This is a genomic window from Acinetobacter sp. BIGb0102 (assembly GCF_003815055.1).
Classification (GTDB): domain Bacteria; phylum Pseudomonadota; class Gammaproteobacteria; order Pseudomonadales; family Moraxellaceae; genus Acinetobacter; species Acinetobacter vivianii.
The window spans coordinates 95,088-119,435 of sequence record NZ_RKQE01000002.1 but is presented as its reverse complement, the minus strand read 5'-3'; the positions used below and the strand labels follow the sequence as shown (position 1 = coordinate 119,435).

The following is a 24,348-nucleotide window of genomic DNA, read 5'->3' as shown; positions in this document are numbered from 1 at the left end:
AGTATAAAATTGAAATAAGGATAAAGCGTGAATATTTTTAATCTAGAATGAGAATTATTTTCTATTTTCCCGCTCAGTTATTCTATAAAAATCTGATAAATACTGCGTGCGCCTTGTTCAGCACAGGTAGGAAGGGCCATGCCACCTTTTGATGGAAGTGCAAATTCTCGCGGGTTAATTCGAATCAGATTAGGGGCAAAACGCTCGCTAAAATAACGCACGGTTGGTATCGCCGTACCTGCACCCAATTCGATGACAACAGGCTGATGATGGTCTTCTAAAAAAGTCGTGAGACGATGCATCTGTTGTTTTTGACGCTGGCTGAGCCACGTATAATCATCAAACATCAAGATATTTGGGCGAGCCAAATTACCGCAGTGAGGACATCGTGGAAGTTGTCCCTGCCATTGGCAATGCTGATGATCAATTTCTGGTGTTAATTCATCTGCTGGCCAGATATTGGACTCACAGGCTGTAAGACATTGTAGATGGTGAATCGAACCATGACATTCATAAATGGATTGTGGATCAAAGCCTGCTTTTTGAAATTGTCCGTCTACATTGGACGTAAAGACAAAATAGGGCAGTTCCAAGTGTTCAGCCAATTGCCTTAGTGCATGAAATCCAGCATGTGGAATAGTCTGCCGATATAATGCCAAGCGATGTCCATAAAATCCCCAAGCCAGATGTGGTTGTTGTTTAAAAGCGGCTGGATTTGCGATTTCGGTAAAATCAAGGCGCTGTTTGCCGAGTTCAGGATAAGCTTGCCACATGCCCTGATTACCGCGAAAGTATCGACACCCATGCCTGCACCAGCGCTGATGATCAGGCTATCCGCGGATTTAAACAGATTCTTTATTTGTTCAGTTTGATGGGGATCTAGATGGAAAGACATGTGAATGCCTGTTGTTATTATGATGAGATGGATTATCTGGTTTTAAGCGGGTTGCGCAAATAGCGTTGTTCCACATAATTCACTCAATGCCTGTAACATCAAGTGTTCAGCATTCTCTTTCGACATACCTTTAATCGATGCATCAATTCGCAATAATAAATCAGGCCAGTTTAAGAACTGTCTTGGATTCAAGCAACGTAAGGCCTGTTGATATTGCGAAACTTTGGTTTTCCAGATGCCGAGCTGAATCGCATTGTGTGGTTGCTCGAACAATTGCATCAATAAGCGCATTTCTTTGCTCAGTGTCCACAAAATCAGGCTGTCAGGTTCGCCCGCAGCAATCAGGTACTGATAAATCTTCACCGATTGAGCCAGATTTCCTGCAAGTACCGCATCACTTAAATCATAAGTGGTATAGCGGGACTGGTCTTGTAAGCAGGCATAGAGCTGTTCAATCTGAATCTGTTGAATGTCTGGGAACGTATCTGCGACTCGCATCAAGCTGTTTTTGGCAGCCAGCAAGTTATGTTCATGATGCTGCATGAGCCATTGCCAGGCATCATTATTGAGCTGGATATTTAACTTTTCTGCTTCGATGGCGAGGATACGCTGTCGATCTTGAGGGTAGGTTGCGGTAAGTGGTACAACCACACCGTTGGCTTCAACCACCTGAAAAAAAGCTGACTTTAAACTGCTACTGTCTTGTTTCGGCAGAACGATCAATAGCAGGTTATGTTCATTATGTTGAATATAGCTTTTGAGTTGTTTCAAGCCATTGGCATCAGGCTTGATATTGCCATGTACTTCAATCGCAAGTTGTTGAGAAAACAGGGACAGGCTATTCAGCGCATTAAAGACATTTTTCCAGTCATTTACGCTACTAATATCGTAGCGCTGGCGTTCAACTTCTTGTTGTTGCCAGCTTTTACGAAATGCATCAAGCAAGTTTTGTTCAAGCAGAGGCTCTTGTCCATGCATGATCCATGCACCGCGAGCTTCATTGACACGTTTTAAGGCTTGAACATAATCCAGTTTCATAATACTTGATTATGGCTGAGCTTTAGGTAAACGGTTGGCAGCAATTTGACGTGTGATCTGCTGTGCCACATCATCAATCACAATACGGTTCAGATAAGCTTCTTGTTGATTATCCGTGTTTACCGTTGCCACATCGTATTGGTAAGTACGAGAAGCGGTGAGTGTACGCGGTTCAGTAATCTTACGGCCCTGACGATCTTCGATCTGGAAAGTCACGGTTAAACGGAGTAATACTTCGGTTAATTTACCGTTGAGGAGCTGACGGCGAGGGGTGTAATCTAGAATGCGAAGGACATAGGCATCATTGGCATTGCTGAGTTGTACGCCTGTTGCACTGAGGTAAATGCTGAGTCGGTTTTCAAGCTCGCCCGTGTTGCCAGGCAAGGCTAAAGATAGCTTGTTATACACCAATGGTGCTGCTGTTGGGTTACTTCCTTTCAAATGAAAGCCGCAGCCGACTAAGCCTGCACTTAGGCCTAAAGTGAGAACGATAGCAGCTGCACGTTGCGCTAAGTGCATATTTATTCCTCTATTTATTCATCTTTCCCAAGCCCTCTTTGTTCAATTGAGGGAACCTCTCTTTTTTAGTGAAAGAGAGGTTGAAAGGGACTATCAAACAACTAAATTAACGAGTTTATTTGGTACCACAATTTCTTTCTTGGTCGGGCCAGTCAAGAATTGTTGAACTTCTGGTAAAGCTTTTGCCAGAGCTAATAAGTCAACTTTAGACATATCAACTGCGACGTCTAACTTACCACGAAGTTTACCATTCACTTGTACAACAATCGTTTGTGTATTACGTGTTAATGCAGACTCATCGACTTGCGGGAATTCAACTGTAGTGAGTTCCAGACCAAACTGAGTCAATAAAGTTTGACTTAAATGTGGTGCAAATGGTGCAAGCAAGGTAAGAAGCGTCGTGATCGCTTCACGTGCGACAGCCGCATCATTATCATCTTTCGCTTCAAACTTGTTGCTGGCATTGAGTAATTCCATCAATGCTGCAATGGCGGTGTTGAAGGCATGACGACGCTCGATGTCATCACCCACTTTCTGGATAGTTTCATGGGTTTTACGACGTAAATCTTGCGCGTCTTTAGAAAGATTTGCAGTATCAATCGCAGTCGCTTGATTGCCTTTTTCAAGGAAGCCTGCCGCTAAACGCCATACACGTTTCAAGAAACGGTTTGCGCCTTCTACACCTGCATCTGACCATTCCAATGATTGATCTGGTGGTGCAGCAAACATCATGAAGACACGTGCTGTATCTGCGCCGTATTGATCAATAATCGCTTGTGGATCAATACCATTGTTTTTCGACTTAGACATTTTTTCTTGTCCGCCGATCACAACTTCCTGACCATCACCTGAATATTTTGCAGACAGGATACGACCTTTCTCATCGCGTTCTAATTCGATGTCAGCAGGGTTGAACCAGGTTTTCTTACCGTTTTCTGCTTCACGATAGAAAGTATCAGCCAAAACCATGCCTTGCGTTAACAAGTTAGTAAATGGTTCGTTACCTTGTACCACGCCTTCATCACGCATCAATTTATGGAAGAAACGTGCATAAAGTAAGTGCAGAATTGCGTGCTCTACACCGCCAATATATTGGTTCACAGGAAGCCAGTTTTGAGCTGCTTCAGGTTTGACCATACCGCCAGTAAAGTCTGGAGAGGCGTAGCGTGCATAGTACCAAGATGATTCTACGAAAGTATCCAATGTATCTGTTTCACGACGTGCATCGCCACCACAGCTTGGACATTTGGTTTCATAGAACTCAGGCATTTTATTCAATGGGTTACCAGAACCATCTGGAACGACATCAGTCGGTAATACTACTGGCAATTGATCTTCTGGAACTGGCACCTGACCACAACTGTTACAGTTGATCATCGGGATTGGACAACCCCAGTAACGTTGACGAGAGACACCCCAGTCACGTAAACGGAATTGAACTTTAGCGTTTGCCAAAGCTTGTGGTTCTAATTTTGCGAGGAATGCATCGAAAGCAGCTTGGAATGCTAAACCGTCAAACTCACCAGAATTGACCAATTTACCTTCTTTCGAGCCATACCATTCTTGCCATTCAGTTGCAGAATAATCTGCCTCGTCAGCGCCTTTGGCATCAATCACTTGCTTGATTGGCAAATTGAACTTGTTTGCAAATTCAAAGTCACGTTCATCATGTGCTGGAACCGCCATTACAGCGCCAGAACCATAAGACATTAATACGTAGTTTGCGATCCAGACTGGAAGCTCTTCACCAGTTACAGGGTGTTTTACGAACAAACCTGTTGCCATGCCTTTCTTTTCAGCAGTGGCTAAATCCGCTTCTGCCACTGAACCCATGCGGCATTCTTCAATAAATGCAGCCAATTCAGGGTTGCCTGCTTCTGATTGGAGGGCAGCAGCTTTAAGCGCGAGCGGGTGCTCTGCTGCAACCGCAACGTATGTCACACCCATAAGTGTGTCAGCACGCGTGGTATAAACCGTTAAGCCGTCAGCATAGATTGCAGGATTGGCAGAAGGGAAGGTGATTTCCATGCCTGTTGAACGACCGATCCAGTTACGTTGCATGGTCAACACTTGTTGAGGCCAGCCGTCTTGTAAGGTATCTAGGTCATCTAATAATTCTTGTGCATAGTCCGTGATGCGGAAGTAGTACATTGGAATATCGCGTTTTTCGACCAATGCACCTGAACGCCAGCCACGACCATTTTCAACCTGTTCATTGGCTAAAACAGTCTGGTCTACAGGATCCCAGTTCACTGTTGAAAGCTTACGATAGATCAAGCCTTTTTTATAAAGCTGTACGAATAACCATTGTTCCCAGTGATAATACTCTGGTGTACAGGTTGCGAATTCACGATCCCAATCGACAGACAAGCCCAATTTTTTTAATTGGTCACGCATATAAGCGATGTTTTCAAATGTCCATTTGGCAGGTGCAACCTGATGTGCAATCGCTGCATTTTCAGCTGGTAAACCGAAAGCATCCCAACCCATTGGCTGTAGGACCGTCTCGCCTTTTAAACGATAAAAGCGGCTGATGACGTCGCCAATTGTATAGTTACGCACATGCCCCATGTGCAGCTTGCCACTTGGGTAAGGGAACATCGACAGGATATAGCGATGTTTACCCTCTACAGTGTCTGCAACTTTAAAAACTTTGCGATTGTCCCAGTCTTGTTGAACTTGAGGCTCAATGGCACTTGCTTGATATTCGGAGTCAATGTGAGAAGTCGTCATAGGGATATGCGATACAACAAAAAAGTAAAGTTAAGATTGCTGCACAGCATAGCGCAAAATTGCAGGAAATGTCAGTTTTTAGATCGGGATTTTATCTGCAAGCTCACCTGTCTTAAAAGTCGCTTGCAGATCAGTACACGGTTTAATGAACAGATTGCGATGCGTTTGCAGGTGGAGTTTGGGGTTTGACTGTATTTGCTGGCACTTCAGGTTCAACTTGAGGTACTTGGGGTGCAGTATTCGGGCTAGTCGTTGCATTATCCTGCTGAGAAGGATTTTGTTTCACTTGATGACTGCTGCCATAAGTTGAAACTTTATCCAGTCTTTTGGCACCTTTCGGTGGCGGTGTTGTGGTGTAATGGGTCGAGCCATTGGCATCCATCCATTTATAATATTGCTGTGCATGGTTCTGGCTTGAACACAATAATATTGCTGTTGTTGCGAATGTGTATAAGCTTGATTTTAAATAAGATGATTTCATATTTGATCTCCCCAAGAGAATGCTGTTTATATTCGATCAAAATGCTGAATTGAGTCGTTTACAATGCCTATTTTTACTTAAAAAGAAAACAGTTTTTTGACAAAAGGACGTTTAAAAAGACCAAATTATTCTGTGAAATGTGTTTAAAAAAACAACAGCTAAAAAATATTCGTTAAAAACCTTTTCTTTGTTCTTGACTTTGCTTATGAAAGAAACAAGAATGCTTTCTTAAGTTTTATATGCGCTTATTTGATCACCCTTCGAATAAATGTCATGGCTTGTAATGGACATTCTTTCTAGCCGAGAGAATGATTTTTTGAAATTTGCTTATCCCAGCATATTTTGATTCGAGATGTCATCAAGTTTATACGGCTGATGAGTCTCAGAAAATTTTTCCTATTACAGCAAAAACGAGTAGAATACGCACACTTATAAGAAGTGCAAAAGTTAATGAATAACACACAATTTATGTCTCCCATAAATTGTGCTAACACTAGGGTGAATCACGTTGGAACTTTTATCTGGTGGTGAAATGCTCGTTCGTGCCCTCGCGGACGAAGGCGTAGAGCATGTTTTTGGGTATCCAGGCGGCGCTGTATTACATATTTACGATGCGCTATTTCAACAAGACAAAATTAACCATTACCTCGTGCGTCATGAGCAAGCTGCTGGTCATATGGCAGATGCGTACTCACGCGTAACGGGTAAAACTGGTGTAGTACTGGTCACCTCAGGACCAGGCGCGACCAATACCGTCACTCCAATTGCTACAGCCTACATGGACTCAATCCCAATGGTGATTTTGTCTGGTCAGGTTGCAAGCCATCTGATTGGTGAAGATGCGTTCCAAGAAACAGATATGGTTGGTATTTCTCGTCCAATCGTAAAACATAGTTTCCAGGTGCGTCACGCTAGCGAAATTCCTGCAATTATCAAGAAAGCATTCTATATTGCTGCATCTGGCCGTCCAGGTCCGGTTGTGGTGGATATTCCAAAGGATGCAACCAATCCGGCAGAAAAATTTGCCTACGAATATCCTGAAAAAGTGAAGATGCGTTCATATCAGCCACCTTCACGTGGTCATTCAGGTCAAATTCGTAAAGCGATTGATGAACTGATTTCTGCAAAACGCCCGATCATTTATACCGGTGGTGGTGTTGTTCAGGGCAATGCTTCTGGCTTATTGACTGAGCTGGCACATTTACTTGGCTATCCAGTAACAAATACCTTGATGGGCTTAGGTGCTTTCCCTGGCAATGATCCACAGTTCGTGGGCATGTTGGGAATGCATGGTACCTATGAAGCCAATATGGCGATGCATAATGCGGATGTAATTTTGGCAATTGGGGCACGTTTCGATGACCGTGTAACCAATAACCCTGCAAAATTCTGTACCAATGCAAAAGTCATTCATATTGATGTAGATCCTGCAGCAATTTCGAAAACCATTATGGCGCACATCCCGATCGTGGGTGCAGTAGAGCCAGTGCTTCAAGAAATGTTAGCGCAGCTGAAACAGATGAATGTATCGAAGCCAAACCCTGAAGCAATTGCGGAATGGTGGTCTCAGATTAATGAGTGGCGCAAAGTACATGGTTTACGTTACGAAGCAGGCCAGAATGGTGTTATGAAACCGCAACAAGTGGTTGAAGCACTTGATCGTGTGACCAATGGTGAAGCGATTATTACCTCTGACGTAGGCCAGCATCAAATGTTTGGTGCCAATTACTACAAATACAAACGTCCACGCCAATGGATTAACTCTGGTGGCTTGGGCACCATGGGTGTTGGTTTACCGTATGCGATGGCTGCAAAGCTTGCATTCCCTGACCAGCAAGTGGTTTGTATTACAGGTGAAGCATCAATCCAGATGTGTATTCAGGAATTATCAACATGTAAGCAATATGGCTTGAATGTGAAAATTCTCTGCTTGAATAACCAGGCGCTGGGCATGGTGAAACAGTGGCAGGACATGAACTATGAAGGACGTCATTCAAGTTCTTATGTAGATTCACTACCTGACTTTGCCAAGTTAATGGAAGCTTATGGTCACGTTGGCATTCAGATTAACCACGCAGATGAGCTGGAATCTAAATTAGCTGAAGCGATGGCAATTAATGATAAATGTGTATTCATTAATGTCATGGTAGACCGTACTGAACATGTATACCCAATGCTGGTTGCTGGTCAGTCCATGAAGGATATGTGGTTAGGTAAAGGGGAGCGTACATAATGAGACATATTATTTCTGTACTCGTTGAAAACGAGGCTGGTGCGCTTTCTCGTCTTGTTGGTCTTTTCAGCCAACGTGGCTACAACATTGAAACCCTCAATGTTGCGCCAACCGAAGATGAAACTTTATCTCGTCTGACTTTAACCACTTATGGTGATGATCATAAAATTGAGCAAATCACTAAACAACTCAACAAACTGGTTGAAGTTGTAAAAGTGGTTGACCTTTCAGAAGGATCACACATTGAACGTGAATTGATGCTGATTAAAGTCAAGGCATTAGGTGCAGCGCGTGCGGAAATCAAACGTACTGCTGACATCTTCCGTGCGCAAATCGTAGATGTTACACCGACGACCTATACGATTCAGATTGCGGGTACGACTGAAAAGATTGATGGTTTTATTGATGCGCTCGCAGAAAATACCATTCTTGAAGTGGTTCGCTCTGGTGTATCAGGTATCGCACGCGGCGAAAAAGTTTTAACAATTTAATCGTGTCCTCAATTCTTCATGGAATCCTGCAAGAATTGAGGAAGAACAAAAGATCTGTCCTTGCAGAACAAGGGAAATGACAACAATTTTAGCGGAGTAAACAGATGCAAATTTTTTACGATAAAGACTGTGACTTATCTATCATCCAAGGCAAGAAAGTTGCAATCATTGGTTATGGTTCACAAGGTCATGCACACGCACTTAACTTGAAAGACTCTGGCGTAGACGTAACTGTTGGTTTACGTGCTGGTTCAGCATCTTGGAAAAAAGCTGAAAATTCTGGTCTTAAAGTATCTGAAGTTCCAGCTGCTGTAGCGCAAGCTGACTTAGTCATGATCTTGACTCCAGATGAATTCCAATCTCAACTTTATCGTGACGTTATTGAACCGAACATCAAAGAAGGTGCAACTTTAGCATTTGCTCATGGTTTCTCTATTCTTTATAACCAAGTTGTTCCACGTAAAGATCTAGACGTGATCATGGTTGCACCGAAAGCACCAGGTCATACAGTTCGTTCAGAATACCAACGTGGTTCAGGTGTTCCTGATCTTATCGCAATCCATCAAGATGCTTCTGGTAATGCACGTAACGTTGCTCTTTCTTATGCTTCTGGCGTAGGTGGCGGTCGTACCGGTATTATCCAGACTTCATTCAAAGAAGAAACTGAAACTGACTTATTCGGTGAGCAAGCAGTTCTTTGTGGTGGTGCTGTTGAATTGGTTAAAATGGGCTTCGAAACTTTGGTTGAAGCTGGTTATGCACCAGAAATGGCTTACTTCGAATGCTTACACGAACTTAAGTTAATCGTTGACTTGATGTTCGAAGGCGGTATCGCTGACATGAACTATTCAGTATCGAACAATGCTGAATATGGTGAATACGTAACTGGCGTTGAAGTCATCAACGAACAGTCTCGTGAAGCAATGCGTAATGCATTGAAACGTATCCAGTCTGGTGAATATGCGAAGATGTTCATTCAGGAAGGCGCATTGAACTATCCGTCAATGACTGCTCGTCGTCGTCAAAATGCAGCGCATGGCATCGAAGTAACTGGTGCTAAATTACGTGCGATGATGCCTTGGATTCAAGCAAACAAGATTGTTGATAAAGAGAAAAACTAATTTCTCGAATCAATTGATTTGAATGCGGAGACCCACTCTATTTGAGTGGGTTTTTTATGTTTATCTTTACGTGCCTCAAAAAGATGAAAGCAGTGCTTTCATCTTTTTTCGTACCTTGGATTCAAGCAAACAAAATCGTAGATAAAGAGAAAAACTAAGTTTTAGTTTGATCTTTAAAAAAGCCCTTGTTTATGCAAGGGCTTTTTTTGGATAATTCTACTATTACGTGCGTTAGTGAAGCATAGCTTCACTCTTGCGCAGGGGAAAAGCGTCGCTTTTCTTTTTCCCTGCTCATGCTTTGGATTCAAGCAAACAAGATTGTTGATAAAGAGAAAAATTAATTTCTCGAATCAATTGATTTGAATGCGAAGACCCACTCTATTTGAGTGGGTTTTTTATGTTTATCTTTACGTGCCTCAAAAAGATGAAAGCAGTGCTTTCATCTTTTTTCGTACCTTGGATTCAAGCAAACAAAATCGTAGATGTAGATAAAGATTAAACTAAGTTTTAGTTTAATCTTTAGAAAGCCCTTGTTTATACAAGGGCTTTTTTATGTGAGCAGATACAGAGTTATAACAATATGGGCAAAAAATCAGATTAGTATTGTTTGAGTTTTAAGCATTTTTTTATGAGATATTGATCGCTGATTGAGAATAACAATGCGCTAGGATTTTTGCGTAGAGATACGATTTAAAACAAATAAAAATCAAGAAAGTGAAAATTAAATAAATGCTGATAAAGATAAAAGGATCTCTAGGAAATAGTTGAAATAAAAAAATAAGGTTTTTCATCGGCTTGAATTTAACATTTGCTTTTATTCTATTGATTTATAAAGTGAAAAGGACTTGACCTTATGTGAGATGATGCTATTGTTAAGGAAAGTTTATGAATCACAGATTCATTGCTTTTTGGGGTGTGGAAGGTCGTTCGGATTTCGAGCATTTTTGCTCATCAAATAAAAAAAAGTACTGAATAATCATGGAAGTCCTTTATGGTTCACGTTGATTACGATAGCACATTGGTCATCGTTTCCATTTTGGTTGCAATAGCGACATGCTATGCTGCAGTTTCAATGGAAGAACTCGTTTTTAAAGTTGCTTATAAAAAATTTGAAAAAAGCATTTTAGTGGCGAGTGGGCTAATCTTGGGATTAGCGATATGGTCAATGCACTTTGTGGGAATGCTGGCTAGCCATTTGCCAGAAGGGTATCATTTTGATGTTAATTTAACCGTACTGTCTTATCTGGTGGGTGCGGTGGCTTCCATTTTTGCAGTATGGTTAACCTCGCGACCCACGTTACCGTTGCCCCGTTTGATTCTCGGTGCCGTTTTTATGGGCCTTGGAATATCGGGTATGCATTACACCGGCATGCTGGCGTTAACGGTTGAACACCACCGCATGCATTATGATCCACTGTTGGTGATTTGCTCGGTACTGATTGCGATTAGTGGTTCTGGTTTAAGTTTCTTTTTCATTTTCAAATATAAAAGCGCTGTCAAATATCGAACTTTACTTAAAGCAATCATCGCTGTCCTGATGGCATTTAGTATTGTTGGCATGCATTATACGGGCATGGCAGCCACCTACTTTGATGAAAGTCTGGCTCAAATCCTGACTTCGGATCAGACCGAACAAAGCGTTTTACTCTTTACCATTATTTTTATTACCAGTCTGGTTTTCGTTGCAGGTTTTGCAGTTGCTGTGTTGGAAGCTCGTCTGGAAGAACGCAATGAACAGCTCACAAAAATTAATAAAGAGTTGGCTACACAGTCCTTACATGATGCACTGACAAAATTACCCAATCGTTTATTTCTGACCGATTATGCTGAAGTCGTATTTAGTCACCATCGTCTGCATGAACAAAAAGCGGCTTTTTTATATATCGATCTAGACCGTTTCAAGTCGGTGAATGATGCTTTCGGGCATCATATCGGTGATCAGCTCCTGATTCAGATGGCGAATCGTTTGCATAATAAATTAGACAATAGCCGCCATAAGCTGTTTCGGATTGGTGGTGATGAGTTTGTCTTAATTGCCGAAAATACGGATATCAATGAAGCGATGCAGCTTGCAGAAAATATTCTGCATTACATTCAGGAAACTTATTTAATTGCGACCAAAGATATCAATATCTCTGCCAGTGTCGGGATTGCCATGTATCCTGAACATGCCACAAATGTGCAGGACATTTTAATTAATGCTGATGTCGCGATGCTGATCTCCAAAGAGCAGGGCCGCAATACCTATACCATGTTCCATTCAATGTCTGACCAGCACGATGTCCGCAGTCAGTCCAAGTTGATTAATGATTTATATAAAGCGGTCGATGAGCAGCAATTTGTTTTATTTTACCAGCCTAAATTTACGGCTAACTATGAAGTTTGTGGTGTCGAAGCCTTGATTCGCTGGAAACATCCAAGTTTAGGATTGTTAACGCCGCAAATGTTTATCGAAGGGGCAGAAAAAACCGGTTTGATTATTCCAATGGGATACTGGGCACTCGAGCAAGCCTGTCAGCAGATCCAGAAATGGGAGCGAAATAACAGTGCGTTTTACCCGATTGCAGTCAATCTGTCGGCCCTTCAGTTTGAAAATAAAAAGTTATTTAGCGTGCTGGAACAATTGCTCGAGCAATATCAAATCCAGCCACATCATTTGATCCTTGAAATTACCGAATCAACAGCGATGCATCATATCGATTCCAGTATCCGTACTTTAGAACGCTTGCGGAAGTTAGGGATTCGTATTGCTATTGATGATTTTGGGACAGGTTATTCGAGTTTCCTGTATTTAAAAGATTTACCTGTGGATGAACTTAAAATTGATCGGGGCTTTTTGATTGACTTGCAGCCAAATTCAAAAGAAGAAGCGATTTTGGAAAGTATTATTCATTTAGCAGCAAAGCTGGGTTTGACTGTGACCGCAGAAGGCGTAGAAACACAACAACAGGCCGATATTTTGACCAGTTTAGGCTGCAATCAGTTACAAGGCTATCTGTTGGGAACACCCGTAAATGTTGAAAGTCTGGTATTGCATCGCCAGCAGCATTTTGCCTGAGTTATTTATATAGGCTGCTCGGTTATTTAAACCTTACAGCCTGATCTTGCTGAAATAATTAATCAGAACGTTGTGCCAACCACTTGGTGACTACGGGCCAAACGGAAAGGGGTGCCTGATTACCTGAGACAAGTCCCATATGTCCGCCCGGGACGATTTCAAATTGTTTATCAGTGCTGCTAATTAAATCCATCAGCGGACGTACCGCTTCAGCAGTCACGATAATATCGGTGCTGCCACCTACTGCCAGTACCGAACAATCAATATCTTTTAGATTCGCAGTTTGTTCACCGAATTTCACCATTCCTGTAGAAAGTTCATTATCAATCCAGAAACGTAAAATGATATCGCGCATGACTCCCCCAGGGTAAGCCAGCATATTGTCGACAAAAGAGCTGGAAGTCGCGTGATTAATCACAAACTGACGGTCATTCAGATTTTTAACCAGTTCCCAGTAATTCTTAAAGTTTCCAATCGGATCGGTCAGTTTAAATCCCAAGGTATTTTGCCAGCCGTGGATATGGAAGACGCGACTAGGCACCTGATAGATACGGAACTTGGTATTGCTACGAATCCATTGCGCGGGTGCAGTCAGTTTTTGATAAAACTTGCCCATATAACCTGATTTATGCGTATTAATGGGTGATGCCAGAATCACGATATTTTGAATATTCTTATCTTTAAAGAGAGAGGTGTAGCAAAGCGAAAGTGCGCCACCTAAACTCCACCCATAGAGTGAAAGTTGTTGTTGACCGCTATGCTGGCGAATCTGTTCAATAAAATCTGGCATAAAGGTTTTGACATAAGTACCGAGATTATATTTTGCCTGTCGCAGACTCGGTGTACCCCAATCAATTAAATAAACATCAAAACCTTGCGCAAGAAAATAACGGACTAAACTACGATTTGGAAATAAATCATAGATCAGCATGTTGGCTGCAAGGGGAGGCACAATGACGAGAGGAATTCGATGTTTTGCTGTCGTATGATCGGTGGTGTAGTGACGCAAGCTGATAATTTCACGTTGATAGACGATGTCAAAAGGTGTCTTGCCTGAAAGGGCAAGCTGTTGTCCACGAAAGACACGATCTACAGCATTGGCAAAGATATGACGTGCTTGGTGGCTTTTACGGCTATGCAAAATTCTTTTCGCCGTTTGTGTACTCAACAAAGTACGTTTCGCTTTTGGCAATTGAGTCATTGTGAACCTAAAACGTTAAGCTATTACTATTCAGTAGCGGCATATTAGAAGAAAAAGTGCCGCAGCTCAGTGACTCATTCGCTTAACTTATATTCCAAAATGATCAATTTTCTACAAAGCATCTGGCCCCAAAAGGCGAGGAGGATTGATTTGATTAGAAATAATCGAATTCAATATATATGAAATTGCATATATATGGATAATCATATATAAAGATTATATTATTCTTTGGATGTCTTTCTCATGGCAGAAATCAAGATTTATCACAATCCCGCTTGTGGAACCTCACGTAATACCTTGGCGTTGATTCGAAATACTGGAATTGAACCCACCATCATTGAATATTTAATTCATCCCCCGACACAAAATGAATTGGTACAACTGATTCAGGATGCGCAGTTAACTGTACGAGAAGCGATTCGAAAAAATGTCGAGCCCTATGAGGCGCTGAACTTGGATCGTGATGGCTGGACGGATGAACAACTGATCCAGTTTATGCTTGAGCATCCAATTCTGATCAATCGTCCTTTTGTAGTGACCCCAACGGGAACCCGCCTTTGTCGTCCGTCAGAAGTTGTACTCGATATTTTAGTGCTTGCTCAAAAAGGTGCTTTCTATAAAGAAGATGGCGAGCAGATCATTGATGAAAATGGACAGCGTATCCAGTAAACCCTGATGAATAAAATGAATAATTTAAGTCGGAGATAGAGATGGATGCCGTCAATTTTTTTAAATGCTTATCGGATGAAACAAGGCTGAGTATTGTGATGCTCGTTGCGGAGCATAAAGAATTATGCGTCTGTGATTTAACTGAAAAATTACAATTAAGTCAGCCAAAGATTTCTCGCCATTTAGCTTTATTACGTGCAAGTGGAATATTGCAAGATCGCCGTCAGGGACAATGGGTGTACTACAGTATTGCGGCCCATTTACCAAGTTGGTGTAATGAAATCCTCGACGTTTTGAAGTTACAGCACACAACAATCTTCCCTCAATTACACCGCTTAGATCGCAAAAGCTGTTGCGAATAAAACCTATGAAAAAGTTATCCTTTTTAGATCGTCATCTGACCGTGTGGATTTTTCTTGCAATGGGCTTAGGCGTTGCAATAGGCGTATTTTTCCCGCAAGCCTCTATTGCTTTGGATCGGATGCATGTTGATTCGGTCAATATTCCGATTGCAATCGGGCTGATTTTGATGATGTATCCTCCTTTGGCAAAAGTGGACTATGCAAGCCTGCCTGAGGTGTTTAAAGATAAAAAGACGCTGAGCTTATCTTTGATACAGAACTGGCTGATTGCACCAAGTTTGATGTTTGGTCTGGCGATTATTTTTTTGCATCATTATCCTGAATATATGACGGGACTCATTCTTATTGGTTTGGCGCGTTGTATTGCGATGGTTTTGGTCTGGAATGATTTGGCTTGTGGTGACAACCAGTATGTCGCTGCTCTTGTGGCCTTTAATAGTGTGTTTCAGATTCTATTTTTTAGTACCTATGCCTGGTTATTTCTGAGTGTCTTACCGCCGTATTTTGGTATTGCAGGACAAGTGATCCATGTCGATTTCTGGACAATTACCCATGCTGTACTGGTTTATTTAGGGATTCCATTTTTTCTTGGATTTATGACTCGTTTGGTTTTGGTGAAAACTAAAGGGCTGGAATGGTATCAGCATCATTTTATTCCCAAGATTAGTCCATTTAGTTTATTGGCTTTGCTGTTCACGATTGTCGCTATGTTTAGCCTGAAAGGTGGTGAGGTGATTAGCCTGCCTTTAGATGTGATCCGTATTGCGATTCCGCTGACAATTTACTTTGTTGTAATGTTCTTCATTAGCTTTTTTATGAGCAAATGGATGGGGAATGATTATCCCAAAACAACAGCAATATCTTTTACCGCTGCGGGGAATAATTTCGAACTGGCCCTTGCTGTTGCCATTGCAACATTTGGCTTGGCTTCACCTGTGGCTTTTACAACGGTGATTGGGCCATTGGTTGAAGTTCCTGTGTTGATTGCACTGGTTAGTGTGTCTTTGTGGTTAAGAAAGAGATTATTTCCTCAATTAAGCGGCTAAAAGAAATATTAAAAAAAGTTAAAAAATTCAATCAGCTAAGTTTTATTTTTGGCATAAATTGTAAATCGCTTGAAATTTAATCCATTTAGATTATTATTTTAATCTAGATGGATTAGATCATAAGTGAGCAAGATCCAGAATCATAAGTATGAAACCAGTGGATAGGTTGATTAGAAGTTGATTAAAAAGGAAAAATTCATGGAAAAACGCAATAAAGTAAAAACGGCAATTTTCTTAACGGTGATGGGTTCTGCTGGGCTAACAGCATGCAATGACAATGATCATTCAAGTTCGGCCAGCAATCCGCCACCTCCAGTGACTGAACTCACTGATTGTATGTGGCAAAACTCGGTTACCAGTAAATCACATACTGGCGAAGATCCACTTAATTTTGCATTTCCTGATACCAATGTAAATTACTGGTCATCTGAGTTTACGGTACCAGAAGGTGCCAAAGTGATGATTGATGGGGATTATCCTTACTCTCGTCATTTTTCTCTGGTCAGCTATACCGCAAAAGGAGAGCGGGTCAATTCATTGCTTGATCGGGCGATTGAACCAAATCAAGGGGCGACTAATCCTTTTGTAGAAGGCAATAATCGTTTAGGAAAAGACCGTGCATATTCAGCACAACTACAACTGGCAGACTTACCTGCTACACCAGCCAAAAACACCCTTTATGCGCCTAAAACAGCAGATAATAAAGTTGCCATTTTATATCGTGTCTATGTTCCTAACAAAAATATGAATGAGAAAGGCAATGTAAGTTTTCCACGTTTTAAAGTTCAGCTTGCCAATGGTGAGGTGAAAAAGGGCAATGAGGTTTGTAATATCTTACAGGTTAAGCAAGGGCCGATTGATCGTACATCAACATTGCCTTTACAAGCGACTTTAGCAGCATTTAATCAGAATCGTTATGAAGGCTTCCCTGCACAACAGGAACCGAAATGGTATAAAGCCTTTAGTGCGTTAGATAGCTTTAAATGTATTTATAAAATTGATCCAATCACTAAAACACCAATCGATAAATGTGAAGGGATGGCGGTCACACCAAAGTTGGGTTATTGGGCCACTCCTGACAATGAATATGTCTATGCGGCGACCAGTAGACGATTGGGTGAAGTAATTGAGCTACGGGCTAAAATGCCAAGTACAGAAAAAACCTTTAATAATGATCAGTTTGTGAAAAAAACGGATGTACGTTATTGGTCGATTTGTACCAATGAAGTGATTACCACAGCAACCAACTATTGCCTGTATGATGAAAATATTCAGAAAGTTGATAAAGATGGGTTCTATACCATTGTCGCATCTTTAGCCGAAGATAGACCCGCAAATGCACGTGAAGAATGCGGTGTATATTTCCTTGAGCTCAGTCCGAGAGGTTCTGGTTATACTGCTGAAGATGGAAAAGCATTTGGACACCCTGACTTTGGTCTATTGATCATGCGTAATTTACTGCCTGACCCTGCATTTAAGCACGCCGTACAAAATGTCAAAGCGATGGGGGAAGAGAAAGCGGTAATGGGAGATTATTTACCAGATATCCGTTATACCTCTAAAGCTGCTTTTGAAGATAAAGGCTGTGTTTAAGCTGTTACATCTACCTCACGCATTAAACCAATCTTGTTGAAAGATTGGTTTAATTTTGATGCGTTGTGATATAAAAGCACTCGATTCAAATCTTTCCCTGTGACATAGCATGACCAATCAAACGAAAGAGAAGCTGATCGAAGCAGCTATTGTTCTTTTTTCACAGAACAATGTTGAAACGCTTTCTGTTCAGAAAATAAATGAAACTGCTGGGGTAGCAAATAAATCTGCACTTTATTATCACTTCAAAAATAAGTGGGGATTGGTCGAAGCTGCATTGGCACATGTAATGCAACCTTACGTCAATGATAGCTTGGCTCTGCTTAATACAATCCAGCCAGAACAGGTACAAGTCTCAGACGTTGTAGATGCGCTCATGAAGCCCATGGTCAACATCCTTTTACAGGAAAATGGTATTCATTATTTGAAGTTCTTCTCCAAGACAATCAGTGCAGGAGATGAGGGGCGAATGATCGTTGCCAAGACACTGGTACCTATTTCAAATAAAGCAGTTGAACTTTTAATGCTTGCTTTACCTGAAGCAGAGCAGGATGCGCTATCGCTCAAAGTGTTGTTCACCTTCAATACAATCTTAAATATTATTAGTGACATTGGGCTTGAACATTTCTGGCCAACCAATGTGAAAGATCATCGATTGATTGGTAAATATTTAAAAGATTATATTGAGGGGGCAATACGTTTCAAAGCAAATCATACTTATTGATTTTTAAGCTCAAATATATGGATTGTTAAAGTTGGGTTTATCATTTTTTATCGAATTTAAAGTTTGATAAACCGAAATGGGAATAATCTGTCTGTTTTATAATCTTGGTTTTTTTTACCAAATGGTTGAATTAAATGATTGTAAAATATTAATAAGATTTTCTCTATTTCTCTTTGTTCTACCGATATTATTTAATACTGTTGAGTTTGAAATATTATAGAAGATATATTTAATTTTTCTTTTTAATTTATGAGTAAAATAAAAGATCTAAAATCATAATGTAAAAATGAGGGCAAAAAAGAAGAATAAAATAGATTTCTTAAGTTGATAGAATAGCATTGAGATTGTTTAAATTTTTTTAGCTGGCTTGTAGGGTTTTATAGAAATACTCTAGCCATAAAAAAACCTCAGCTAAAGAAAATTGCTGAGGTAGAAGAGGAGTTGCTTAAATAGAATATTGTTATTTATCTTCTAAATCAAGAAAATGCATAACATGTTAATTTTTAGAAGAAAAATTGTTTTTAATTTTTTATCTTAAATTTTGCTTCTGCTTTAAGGTTTTAATCAAGAGATCTTTTTAGATTGTTTTAGATAGTAGTCTTTAAAAGAGACTCTTTGCTCACGAATATAATCACTTGGTTTTTTACCTGTCCAGCCAATAAATGCTCTTGAAAAAGCACTAATATGGCTATAACCCAATAAATCTGATATTTCCTGAATATTTCGGTTCGAGTTAATTAACTTTTTAGCTAACTCAAATTTTTTGGATTGTAGCAAGGATGAGAATGTTGTATTGGCGCTTGAGAGTTCTCGCTTTAACGTTCTTTCAGAAATTTTTAACTTTGTTGCGACATCCGTTAAGCTCGGAAAACCAAAACCAGGTATAAATTTAAGCTGTTGATTTACCTTTAAAATAATCTTATTGTCTTGATCTTGATAGAAAAGGTATTCTTTATTAACCAGTTCCATTGCAATCATATAAGCACTCGGTGAACTAAATGTTAGCGGTAAATCCAAACACTTGGTATCAAAACTGATCTGGTTATATTCTTCATTAAAATGAATAATCGGTAAGCGCTTTTCATAGAATTGATGATAATCGGCTTGGTCCCATGTTACATTAATGTTTATGCCTGTTAAGTTGTAGTTAGTAATGAGTTGAAGATTATTCACAATATCAATTAATGCGCTTTCAATGAAAAACTTATTAATAATATTTTTTTTGCTTTCATTTAAATGGCCAGGTAGTTGATAAAGTGGGTTAAGTCGGATAATGATTTTATTGTTTTTATTTAAAATGGATAAGTCCATTTTATGAAGGCGCATATTATAATATTTTTGCAAGTCAACTAAAACTTTTCCAATAGTATTATTGGTCAATAGGGCAAAGCCTAGAGCACCATGAGTAGTAAGCTTACAGTTAAAACCCAACTGATAGCCTAAGCCTTTTTCTGGTAGGAGTTCTAACAGGCGAATCACAATATCAATCCATTGATTGAAACTCATGCGTTCATTCTGATTGACGTCAGTTAGCAAAGATAAAGGAATTTGACAATATCTGATGATTTCCCCTTTAGGGATTCCAAATCTAGAAGCTGTGTCGACAAGGATTTTTAGATAATCATTATGAACATTAAGTAACTGTTTTTTCATAGCAAAAAGAAGATATTGACCTAAAAATCCTTATACATTAGGTTATTATATTTTTTATGTTTTTATAAAACAAAGACCTGTTTTGTTAATTCATATGGTTTTTAATGTTTATTAATATTCCTTTGAGGAATAATGGGCAAAAAATGATAAAAAAATGTCGTAATTGTTAAAACAATGTATTAATTGTTAAATGTGTATAGGTTTTATTTCATTAGATTTATATGTGCTTGATCCCTTTTAAGGCACATAATCATGAATAAAATATACCGTTTAGTCTGGAATAAAAGTCTAAGTTTATGGACCGTTGTTTCTGAAAATGCACGAGGCGTCACAAAAAAACGTAATGTGAATACAATTCAAACAGTTAATGCGTTCTCGTCCACTTCCTTAGAGCAAAATAATAATCTTTTAAAGCTTAAACCAAGCTTAATTGCACTTACGATTAGCTCGATTTTCTTTAGTACAGGTGCCTTTGCTGGGGCGAATATGGGAGGAGGAACCTCCAACCAAGGCTCAAGTACAGCAATTTCACCGACCAATGACCAGTGTGGTAACCCAGGACAAGCCACAGTCAATGGCATGCCCAACAGCGTCGCGATTGGTTGTGGTTCTCGCGTGAATCAAACCAATAATCAGGTACAGGGTATTGCCCAACGTCGTGGCGGAGGCACTACTCAGCCCTATCCTGATGGTGCGGAGAATCATCTCCCAAATGCAGTGGCAATCGGCAATAAAAACGTGACCGGCGCTGGTGGCGGTGTTGCTATTGGTAATGCCAATGAGTCGAGTGCAACTTTTGCCAATGTTGCGATTGGACAGGGTAACCGGGCAGTTGGTGGTGGTTTTGGTACAGCACTCGGTATTGGTAACTTAACAGATGGTAGTTCAAATGTCGCAATTGGTGTCGCCAACCGTGCGCGTGGCAATACTGTAATTGCGTTGGGGCGTCAGACTTATGCAGATGCAGACTTTGCAATTGCGCAGGGTAATACTGCCACGGTAGCTCAAGGTGCGACGGGTGGTATTGCGATGGGTAATGCTGCAACGACCAAAGGTGTACGTGGTATCGCGATTGGTAGCGGTACTGGTGGTGCAAACTACGATGCAACCACGGCAGCCAATGCAGATGGTGCCGATTCGGTTGCGATTGGTACGGGTGCAAAAGGTACTGGAGCTGGTTCAACGGCTGTTGGGCGTAGAACGGTTGCTTCTGGTGATAGCTCAACTGCAATGGGAGATGAAGCTACAGCGGAAGGAAATGGTGATGTTGCAATTGGCCGAAATGCATATGCAAAAGGTTCTAATAATGCGTCTGCGACAGCGGTAGGTCGAGGAGCTCGTGCAGAAGGTGAAGAGTCACTTGCATTAGGGAATACGGCAAAAGCAACAGCTAATTTTGCAAGTGCAGTGGGTAACTTTGCTGAAGCGACAGGGAATCAGTCAACTGCAAGTGGTAATCGTGCCAATGCATCAGCTGACTTTTCTAGTGCGTATGGTACTTGGAGCAAAGCATCAGGAGCGCGTTCAAGTGCCTTTGGTAATATAGCGGAAGCTTCTGGAGGGCAATCTACAGCAATTGGTAATGCAACCAAAGCATCTGGATTGCGTTCAAGTGCCTTTGGTAATTTTGCTGAGGCTTCGGGGGAAGACTCTACTGCAAGTGGTAATGGTGCTAAAGCAACTTCAGATTTTTCAAGTGCTTATGGTAATTTGGCTGAAGCTTCAGGTATTCAATCTACAGCAATTGGTAATGCAAGCAAAGCATCTGGATTACGCTCAAGTGCCTTTGGACATGGTGCTGTAGCAGAAGGGGCAGAATCCCTTGCAATGGGACGTACGGCAAGATCGACTGGTGAGTCCTCTGTAGCGGTGGGTGATAGTGCCCAAGCACGTGGTGATCATGATATTGCGATTGGTTATGATGCTGCAACTTCGGAAGGTACTAAAGATAACATCGCGATTGGTCATGGCGTGACTACAGGAGACACAGGCCAAAATGTGGCAATGGGTTCAGGCACAACCACAGCGAATGCAGCTTCCTCGGAAGGTGGCGCGGTTGCGATTGGTCGTGATCAGGTGGCTCGTGGTGATGGCGCGGTTGCGATTGGTGACCCGAATAATGCCAATGGTAATGGTGCAGTTGCTTTAGGTCGTAATAATACTGCGGCGGGCAATGATGATGCTTCAGAAGCTGCAGATGGCGCAGTGGCGATTGGTAATGAAAACAAAGCGATTGGTCAAGGTTCCGTTGCATTGGGTAACGCATCTACAGCAGCAGAAGCTGGTTCGATTGCCTTAGGTGACTCAGCCAATGCACAAGCGGCACGAGGCATTGCTTTAGGTTCAAATGCAGTAGCGACCAATGCAGATGATGTTGCTTTAGGTGCAGGCAGTGTTACTTCTACAGCAACAGGTGACAGTTTCTTAACTGGAATAGCAGCACCTGCTTCCGTAGTTTCTGTTGGATCTGCAGGCAATGAACGTCGTATTCAACACCTTTCTGATGGTGCGGAAGACACTGATGCTGTGAATGTGCGTCAATTAAAACACGTTAAAGATGTTGTTGATGAACAAGGCGAAAGCACAGCCAATGCCTTAGGTGGCGGTTCTACTTATGACCCAGAAACTGGGGCCGTTTCAAATCCAACTTATAATATTAATGGCAATGACATGAATAATGTCGGTGATGCTTTAGCTGAACTCGACAAAGGCTGGACATTACAGACCAATGGTGAAAATGCTGGCGCAGTGAAAGCTGGCGATACTGTTGATATCGGTACAGTAGATGGCGAAGAAAACTTACAGGTTGAGAAAGAAGGCAACAACATTAAGTACAGCCTGAACCGTGACCTGAAAGTGGATAGCGTGACTGCTGGCGATACCGTGATGAACACAGACGGTATGACCATTGCTGGAGGTCCAAGTGTGACTAAGTCTGGTATCGATGCAGGCGGTAATAAAATTACCAATGTTGCAGAAGGAACAGAAGGCACAGATGCAGTTAACAAAGACCAGTTAGACAGTGCAACAGCAGCAGCAAAAACTGAAGTTGAAGCTGGCAAGAACATGACCGTTGAAAGCGAAACAGGTGCAGATGGACAAACCATTTATACCGTCGCAACAGCTGATGATGTTGAGTTCGATTCAGTCAAAGTCGGTGATGTGAGCATCGATGGTGCCACAGGTAAAATCACTGGCGTGACAGCAGGTGATGTCAATCCTGATTCAACTGATGCCATTAACGGTAGCCAATTGGCAGGTACAGCGCAAAGCGTATCGGATGCGTTGGGTGGTGGTTCAACGGTCAATCCTGATGGCACAGTGACTGCTCCGAACTACAATATCAATGGCACCGACGTGAATAATGTCGGCGATGCTTTAGCTGAGTTAGATAAAGGCTGGACACTACAAAGTAATGGTGAAAATGCGGCTGCAGTGAAAGCAGGCGATACCGTTGATATCGGTACAGCAGATGGCGAAGAAAACTTACAGGTTGTGAAAGAAGGCAATGACATCAAGTACAGCCTGAATCGTGACCTGAAAGTGGATAGCGTGACTGCTGGCGATACTGTGATGAACACAGACGGTATGACCATTGCGGGTGGTCCAAGTGTCACTAAGTCAGGTATCGATGCAGCAGGTAACAAGATTACCAATGTTGCTGATGGCGAAGTTGCTGCGGGTTCTAAAGATGCAGTCAATGGTGGTCAACTCAATGACAGTGTGGGTTCAGTCGGTGACATGCTTGGTGGAGGTGTAACCAATGAAGGTGGCAAGCTAAACGGTCCATTCACAGTGAATGACAATGGCTATGCCAACGTTGCAGATGCGATTGAAGGTGAAACAGCAGCAGCAAAAACCGAGGTTGAAGCTGGCAAGAACATGACTGTTGAAAGCGAAACAGGTGCCAATGGACAAACCATTTATACCGTTGCAACAGCGGATGATGTTGAGTTCGATTCGGTCAAAGTTGGTGACGTGAGCATTGATGGTGCAACAGGCAAAATCACAGGTGTGACCGCGGGTGATGTGAATCCTGATTCAACCGATGCGATCAACGGTAGCCAATTGGCAGGTACAGCACAAAGCGTATCGGATGCCTTGGGCGGTGGTTCAACGGTCAATCCAGACGGTACAGTGACTGCACCAAATTACAGTGTAAATGGCACTGACGTGAACAATGTTGGTGATGCGATTGCCGAGTTGGACAAAGGCTGGACACTCCAAAGCAATGGTGAAAACGCAGCTGCGGTTAAAGCTGGCGATACCGTTGATATCGGTACAGCAGACGGCGAAGAAAACTTACAAGTTGTGAAAGAAGGCAATGACATCAAGTACAGCCTGAATCGTGACCTGAAAGTGGATAGCGTGACTGCTGGCGATACTGTGATGAACACAGACGGTATGACCATTGCAGGTGGTCCAAGCGTGACCAAAGATGGTATCGATGCAGCAGGTAACAAGATTACCAATGTTGCTGATGGCGAAGTCGCTGCGGGTTCTAAAGATGCAGTGAATGGCGGTCAACTCA

16 protein-coding genes and 1 pseudogene are annotated in these 24,348 nt (G+C 41.6%); 10 read left to right on the top strand and 7 right to left on the bottom strand.

Annotated elements, in window-relative coordinates:
• Positions 1 to 77 precede the first annotated feature (77 nt).
• The 5 genes and pseudogenes from EC846_RS01275 to EC846_RS01255 all read right to left on the bottom strand — a co-directional run bounded on the left by EC846_RS01275 (position 78) and on the right by EC846_RS01255 (position 5,666).
• A pseudogene (locus EC846_RS01275) lies at positions 78 to 895 on the bottom strand (SIR2 family NAD-dependent protein deacylase).
• A 42-nt stretch (positions 896 to 937) separates the two neighbouring features.
• The gene (holA, locus tag EC846_RS01270; RefSeq protein ID WP_123773842.1) at positions 938 to 1,933 is read right to left on the bottom strand and encodes a DNA polymerase III subunit delta; all 996 of its coding nucleotides are present in this window, start codon (positions 1,931 to 1,933) and stop codon (positions 938 to 940) included.
• A 9-nt stretch (positions 1,934 to 1,942) separates the two neighbouring features.
• Complete coding sequence (gene lptE / locus EC846_RS01265) at positions 1,943 to 2,452, bottom strand: LPS assembly lipoprotein LptE (protein ID WP_047431615.1); 510 nt, start codon at positions 2,450 to 2,452, stop codon at positions 1,943 to 1,945.
• A gap of 93 nt (positions 2,453 to 2,545) precedes the next feature.
• A complete protein-coding gene (gene leuS / locus EC846_RS01260; RefSeq protein ID WP_123773841.1) occupies positions 2,546 to 5,185 on the bottom strand; it encodes a leucine--tRNA ligase in 2,640 nt (879 codons plus the stop codon).
• 142 nt (positions 5,186 to 5,327) lie between these two features.
• On the bottom strand, positions 5,328 to 5,666 hold the full coding sequence (locus EC846_RS01255) for a DUF4124 domain-containing protein (protein WP_123773840.1): 339 nt from the start codon (positions 5,664 to 5,666) through the stop codon (positions 5,328 to 5,330).
• A gap of 508 nt (positions 5,667 to 6,174) precedes the next feature.
• On the opposite strand from EC846_RS01255, the gene EC846_RS01245 reads away from it, so the two are divergent.
• The 4 genes from EC846_RS01245 to EC846_RS01230 all read left to right on the top strand — a co-directional run bounded on the left by EC846_RS01245 (position 6,175) and on the right by EC846_RS01230 (position 12,569).
• Positions 6,175 to 7,899 carry an acetolactate synthase 3 large subunit gene (locus EC846_RS01245; protein ID WP_004774486.1) on the top strand — a complete coding sequence of 575 codons (1,725 nt, stop codon included), beginning with the start codon at positions 6,175 to 6,177 and terminating at the stop codon, positions 7,897 to 7,899.
• Positions 7,899 to 8,390, top strand: coding sequence for an acetolactate synthase small subunit (gene ilvN, locus EC846_RS01240; RefSeq protein WP_004655854.1), 492 nt, complete (start codon positions 7,899 to 7,901; stop codon positions 8,388 to 8,390). The genes EC846_RS01245 and ilvN overlap by 1 nt, the downstream gene beginning before the upstream one ends.
• A gap of 104 nt (positions 8,391 to 8,494) precedes the next feature.
• Positions 8,495 to 9,511 carry a ketol-acid reductoisomerase gene (ilvC, locus tag EC846_RS01235; protein WP_005255211.1) on the top strand — a complete coding sequence of 339 codons (1,017 nt, stop codon included), beginning with the start codon at positions 8,495 to 8,497 and terminating at the stop codon, positions 9,509 to 9,511.
• Positions 9,512 to 10,502: 991 nt separating this feature from the next.
• Positions 10,503 to 12,569, top strand: a complete 2,067-nt coding sequence (locus EC846_RS01230) for a putative bifunctional diguanylate cyclase/phosphodiesterase (RefSeq protein ID WP_005255210.1) — start codon at positions 10,503 to 10,505, stop codon at positions 12,567 to 12,569.
• 58 nt (positions 12,570 to 12,627) lie between these two features.
• Here the strand turns inward: EC846_RS01230 and EC846_RS01225 are convergent, their stop codons facing one another.
• Entirely contained in the window at positions 12,628 to 13,770 is a 1,143-nt protein-coding gene (locus EC846_RS01225; protein ID WP_123773839.1) for an alpha/beta fold hydrolase, read from the bottom strand.
• 243 nt (positions 13,771 to 14,013) lie between these two features.
• Here EC846_RS01225 and arsC point away from each other — a divergent pair, with 243 nt between their 5' ends.
• The 5 genes from arsC (at position 14,014) to EC846_RS01200 (ending at position 18,164) form a co-directional block, all read left to right on the top strand.
• Positions 14,014 to 14,439 (top strand): arsenate reductase (glutaredoxin), encoded by a 426-nt coding sequence (gene arsC / locus EC846_RS01220; protein ID WP_123773838.1) that lies wholly within the window; start codon positions 14,014 to 14,016, stop codon positions 14,437 to 14,439.
• 41 nt (positions 14,440 to 14,480) lie between these two features.
• Positions 14,481 to 14,801, top strand: coding sequence for a metalloregulator ArsR/SmtB family transcription factor (locus EC846_RS01215; protein WP_123773837.1), 321 nt, complete (start codon positions 14,481 to 14,483; stop codon positions 14,799 to 14,801).
• 5 nt (positions 14,802 to 14,806) lie between these two features.
• Entirely contained in the window at positions 14,807 to 15,847 is a 1,041-nt protein-coding gene (gene arsB / locus EC846_RS01210; RefSeq protein ID WP_123773836.1) for an ACR3 family arsenite efflux transporter, read from the top strand.
• 198 nt (positions 15,848 to 16,045) lie between these two features.
• Positions 16,046 to 17,440, top strand: a complete 1,395-nt coding sequence (locus tag EC846_RS01205; protein ID WP_123773835.1) for a hypothetical protein — start codon at positions 16,046 to 16,048, stop codon at positions 17,438 to 17,440.
• Positions 17,441 to 17,549: 109 nt separating this feature from the next.
• Positions 17,550 to 18,164 (top strand): TetR/AcrR family transcriptional regulator, encoded by a 615-nt coding sequence (locus EC846_RS01200; RefSeq protein WP_047431636.1) that lies wholly within the window; start codon positions 17,550 to 17,552, stop codon positions 18,162 to 18,164.
• A 564-nt stretch (positions 18,165 to 18,728) separates the two neighbouring features.
• Here EC846_RS01200 and EC846_RS01195 read toward each other — a convergent pair.
• Positions 18,729 to 19,817: an AraC family transcriptional regulator gene (locus tag EC846_RS01195; protein ID WP_123773834.1), complete on the bottom strand. Its 1,089-nt coding sequence runs from the start codon at positions 19,815 to 19,817 to the stop codon at positions 18,729 to 18,731.
• A gap of 252 nt (positions 19,818 to 20,069) precedes the next feature.
• Between EC846_RS01195 and EC846_RS18410 the strand changes: the two genes are divergently transcribed.
• Positions 20,070 to 24,348, top strand: a 4,279-nt coding sequence (locus EC846_RS18410; protein WP_265936681.1) for an ESPR-type extended signal peptide-containing protein, incomplete at its 3' end; no start/stop codon positions are given.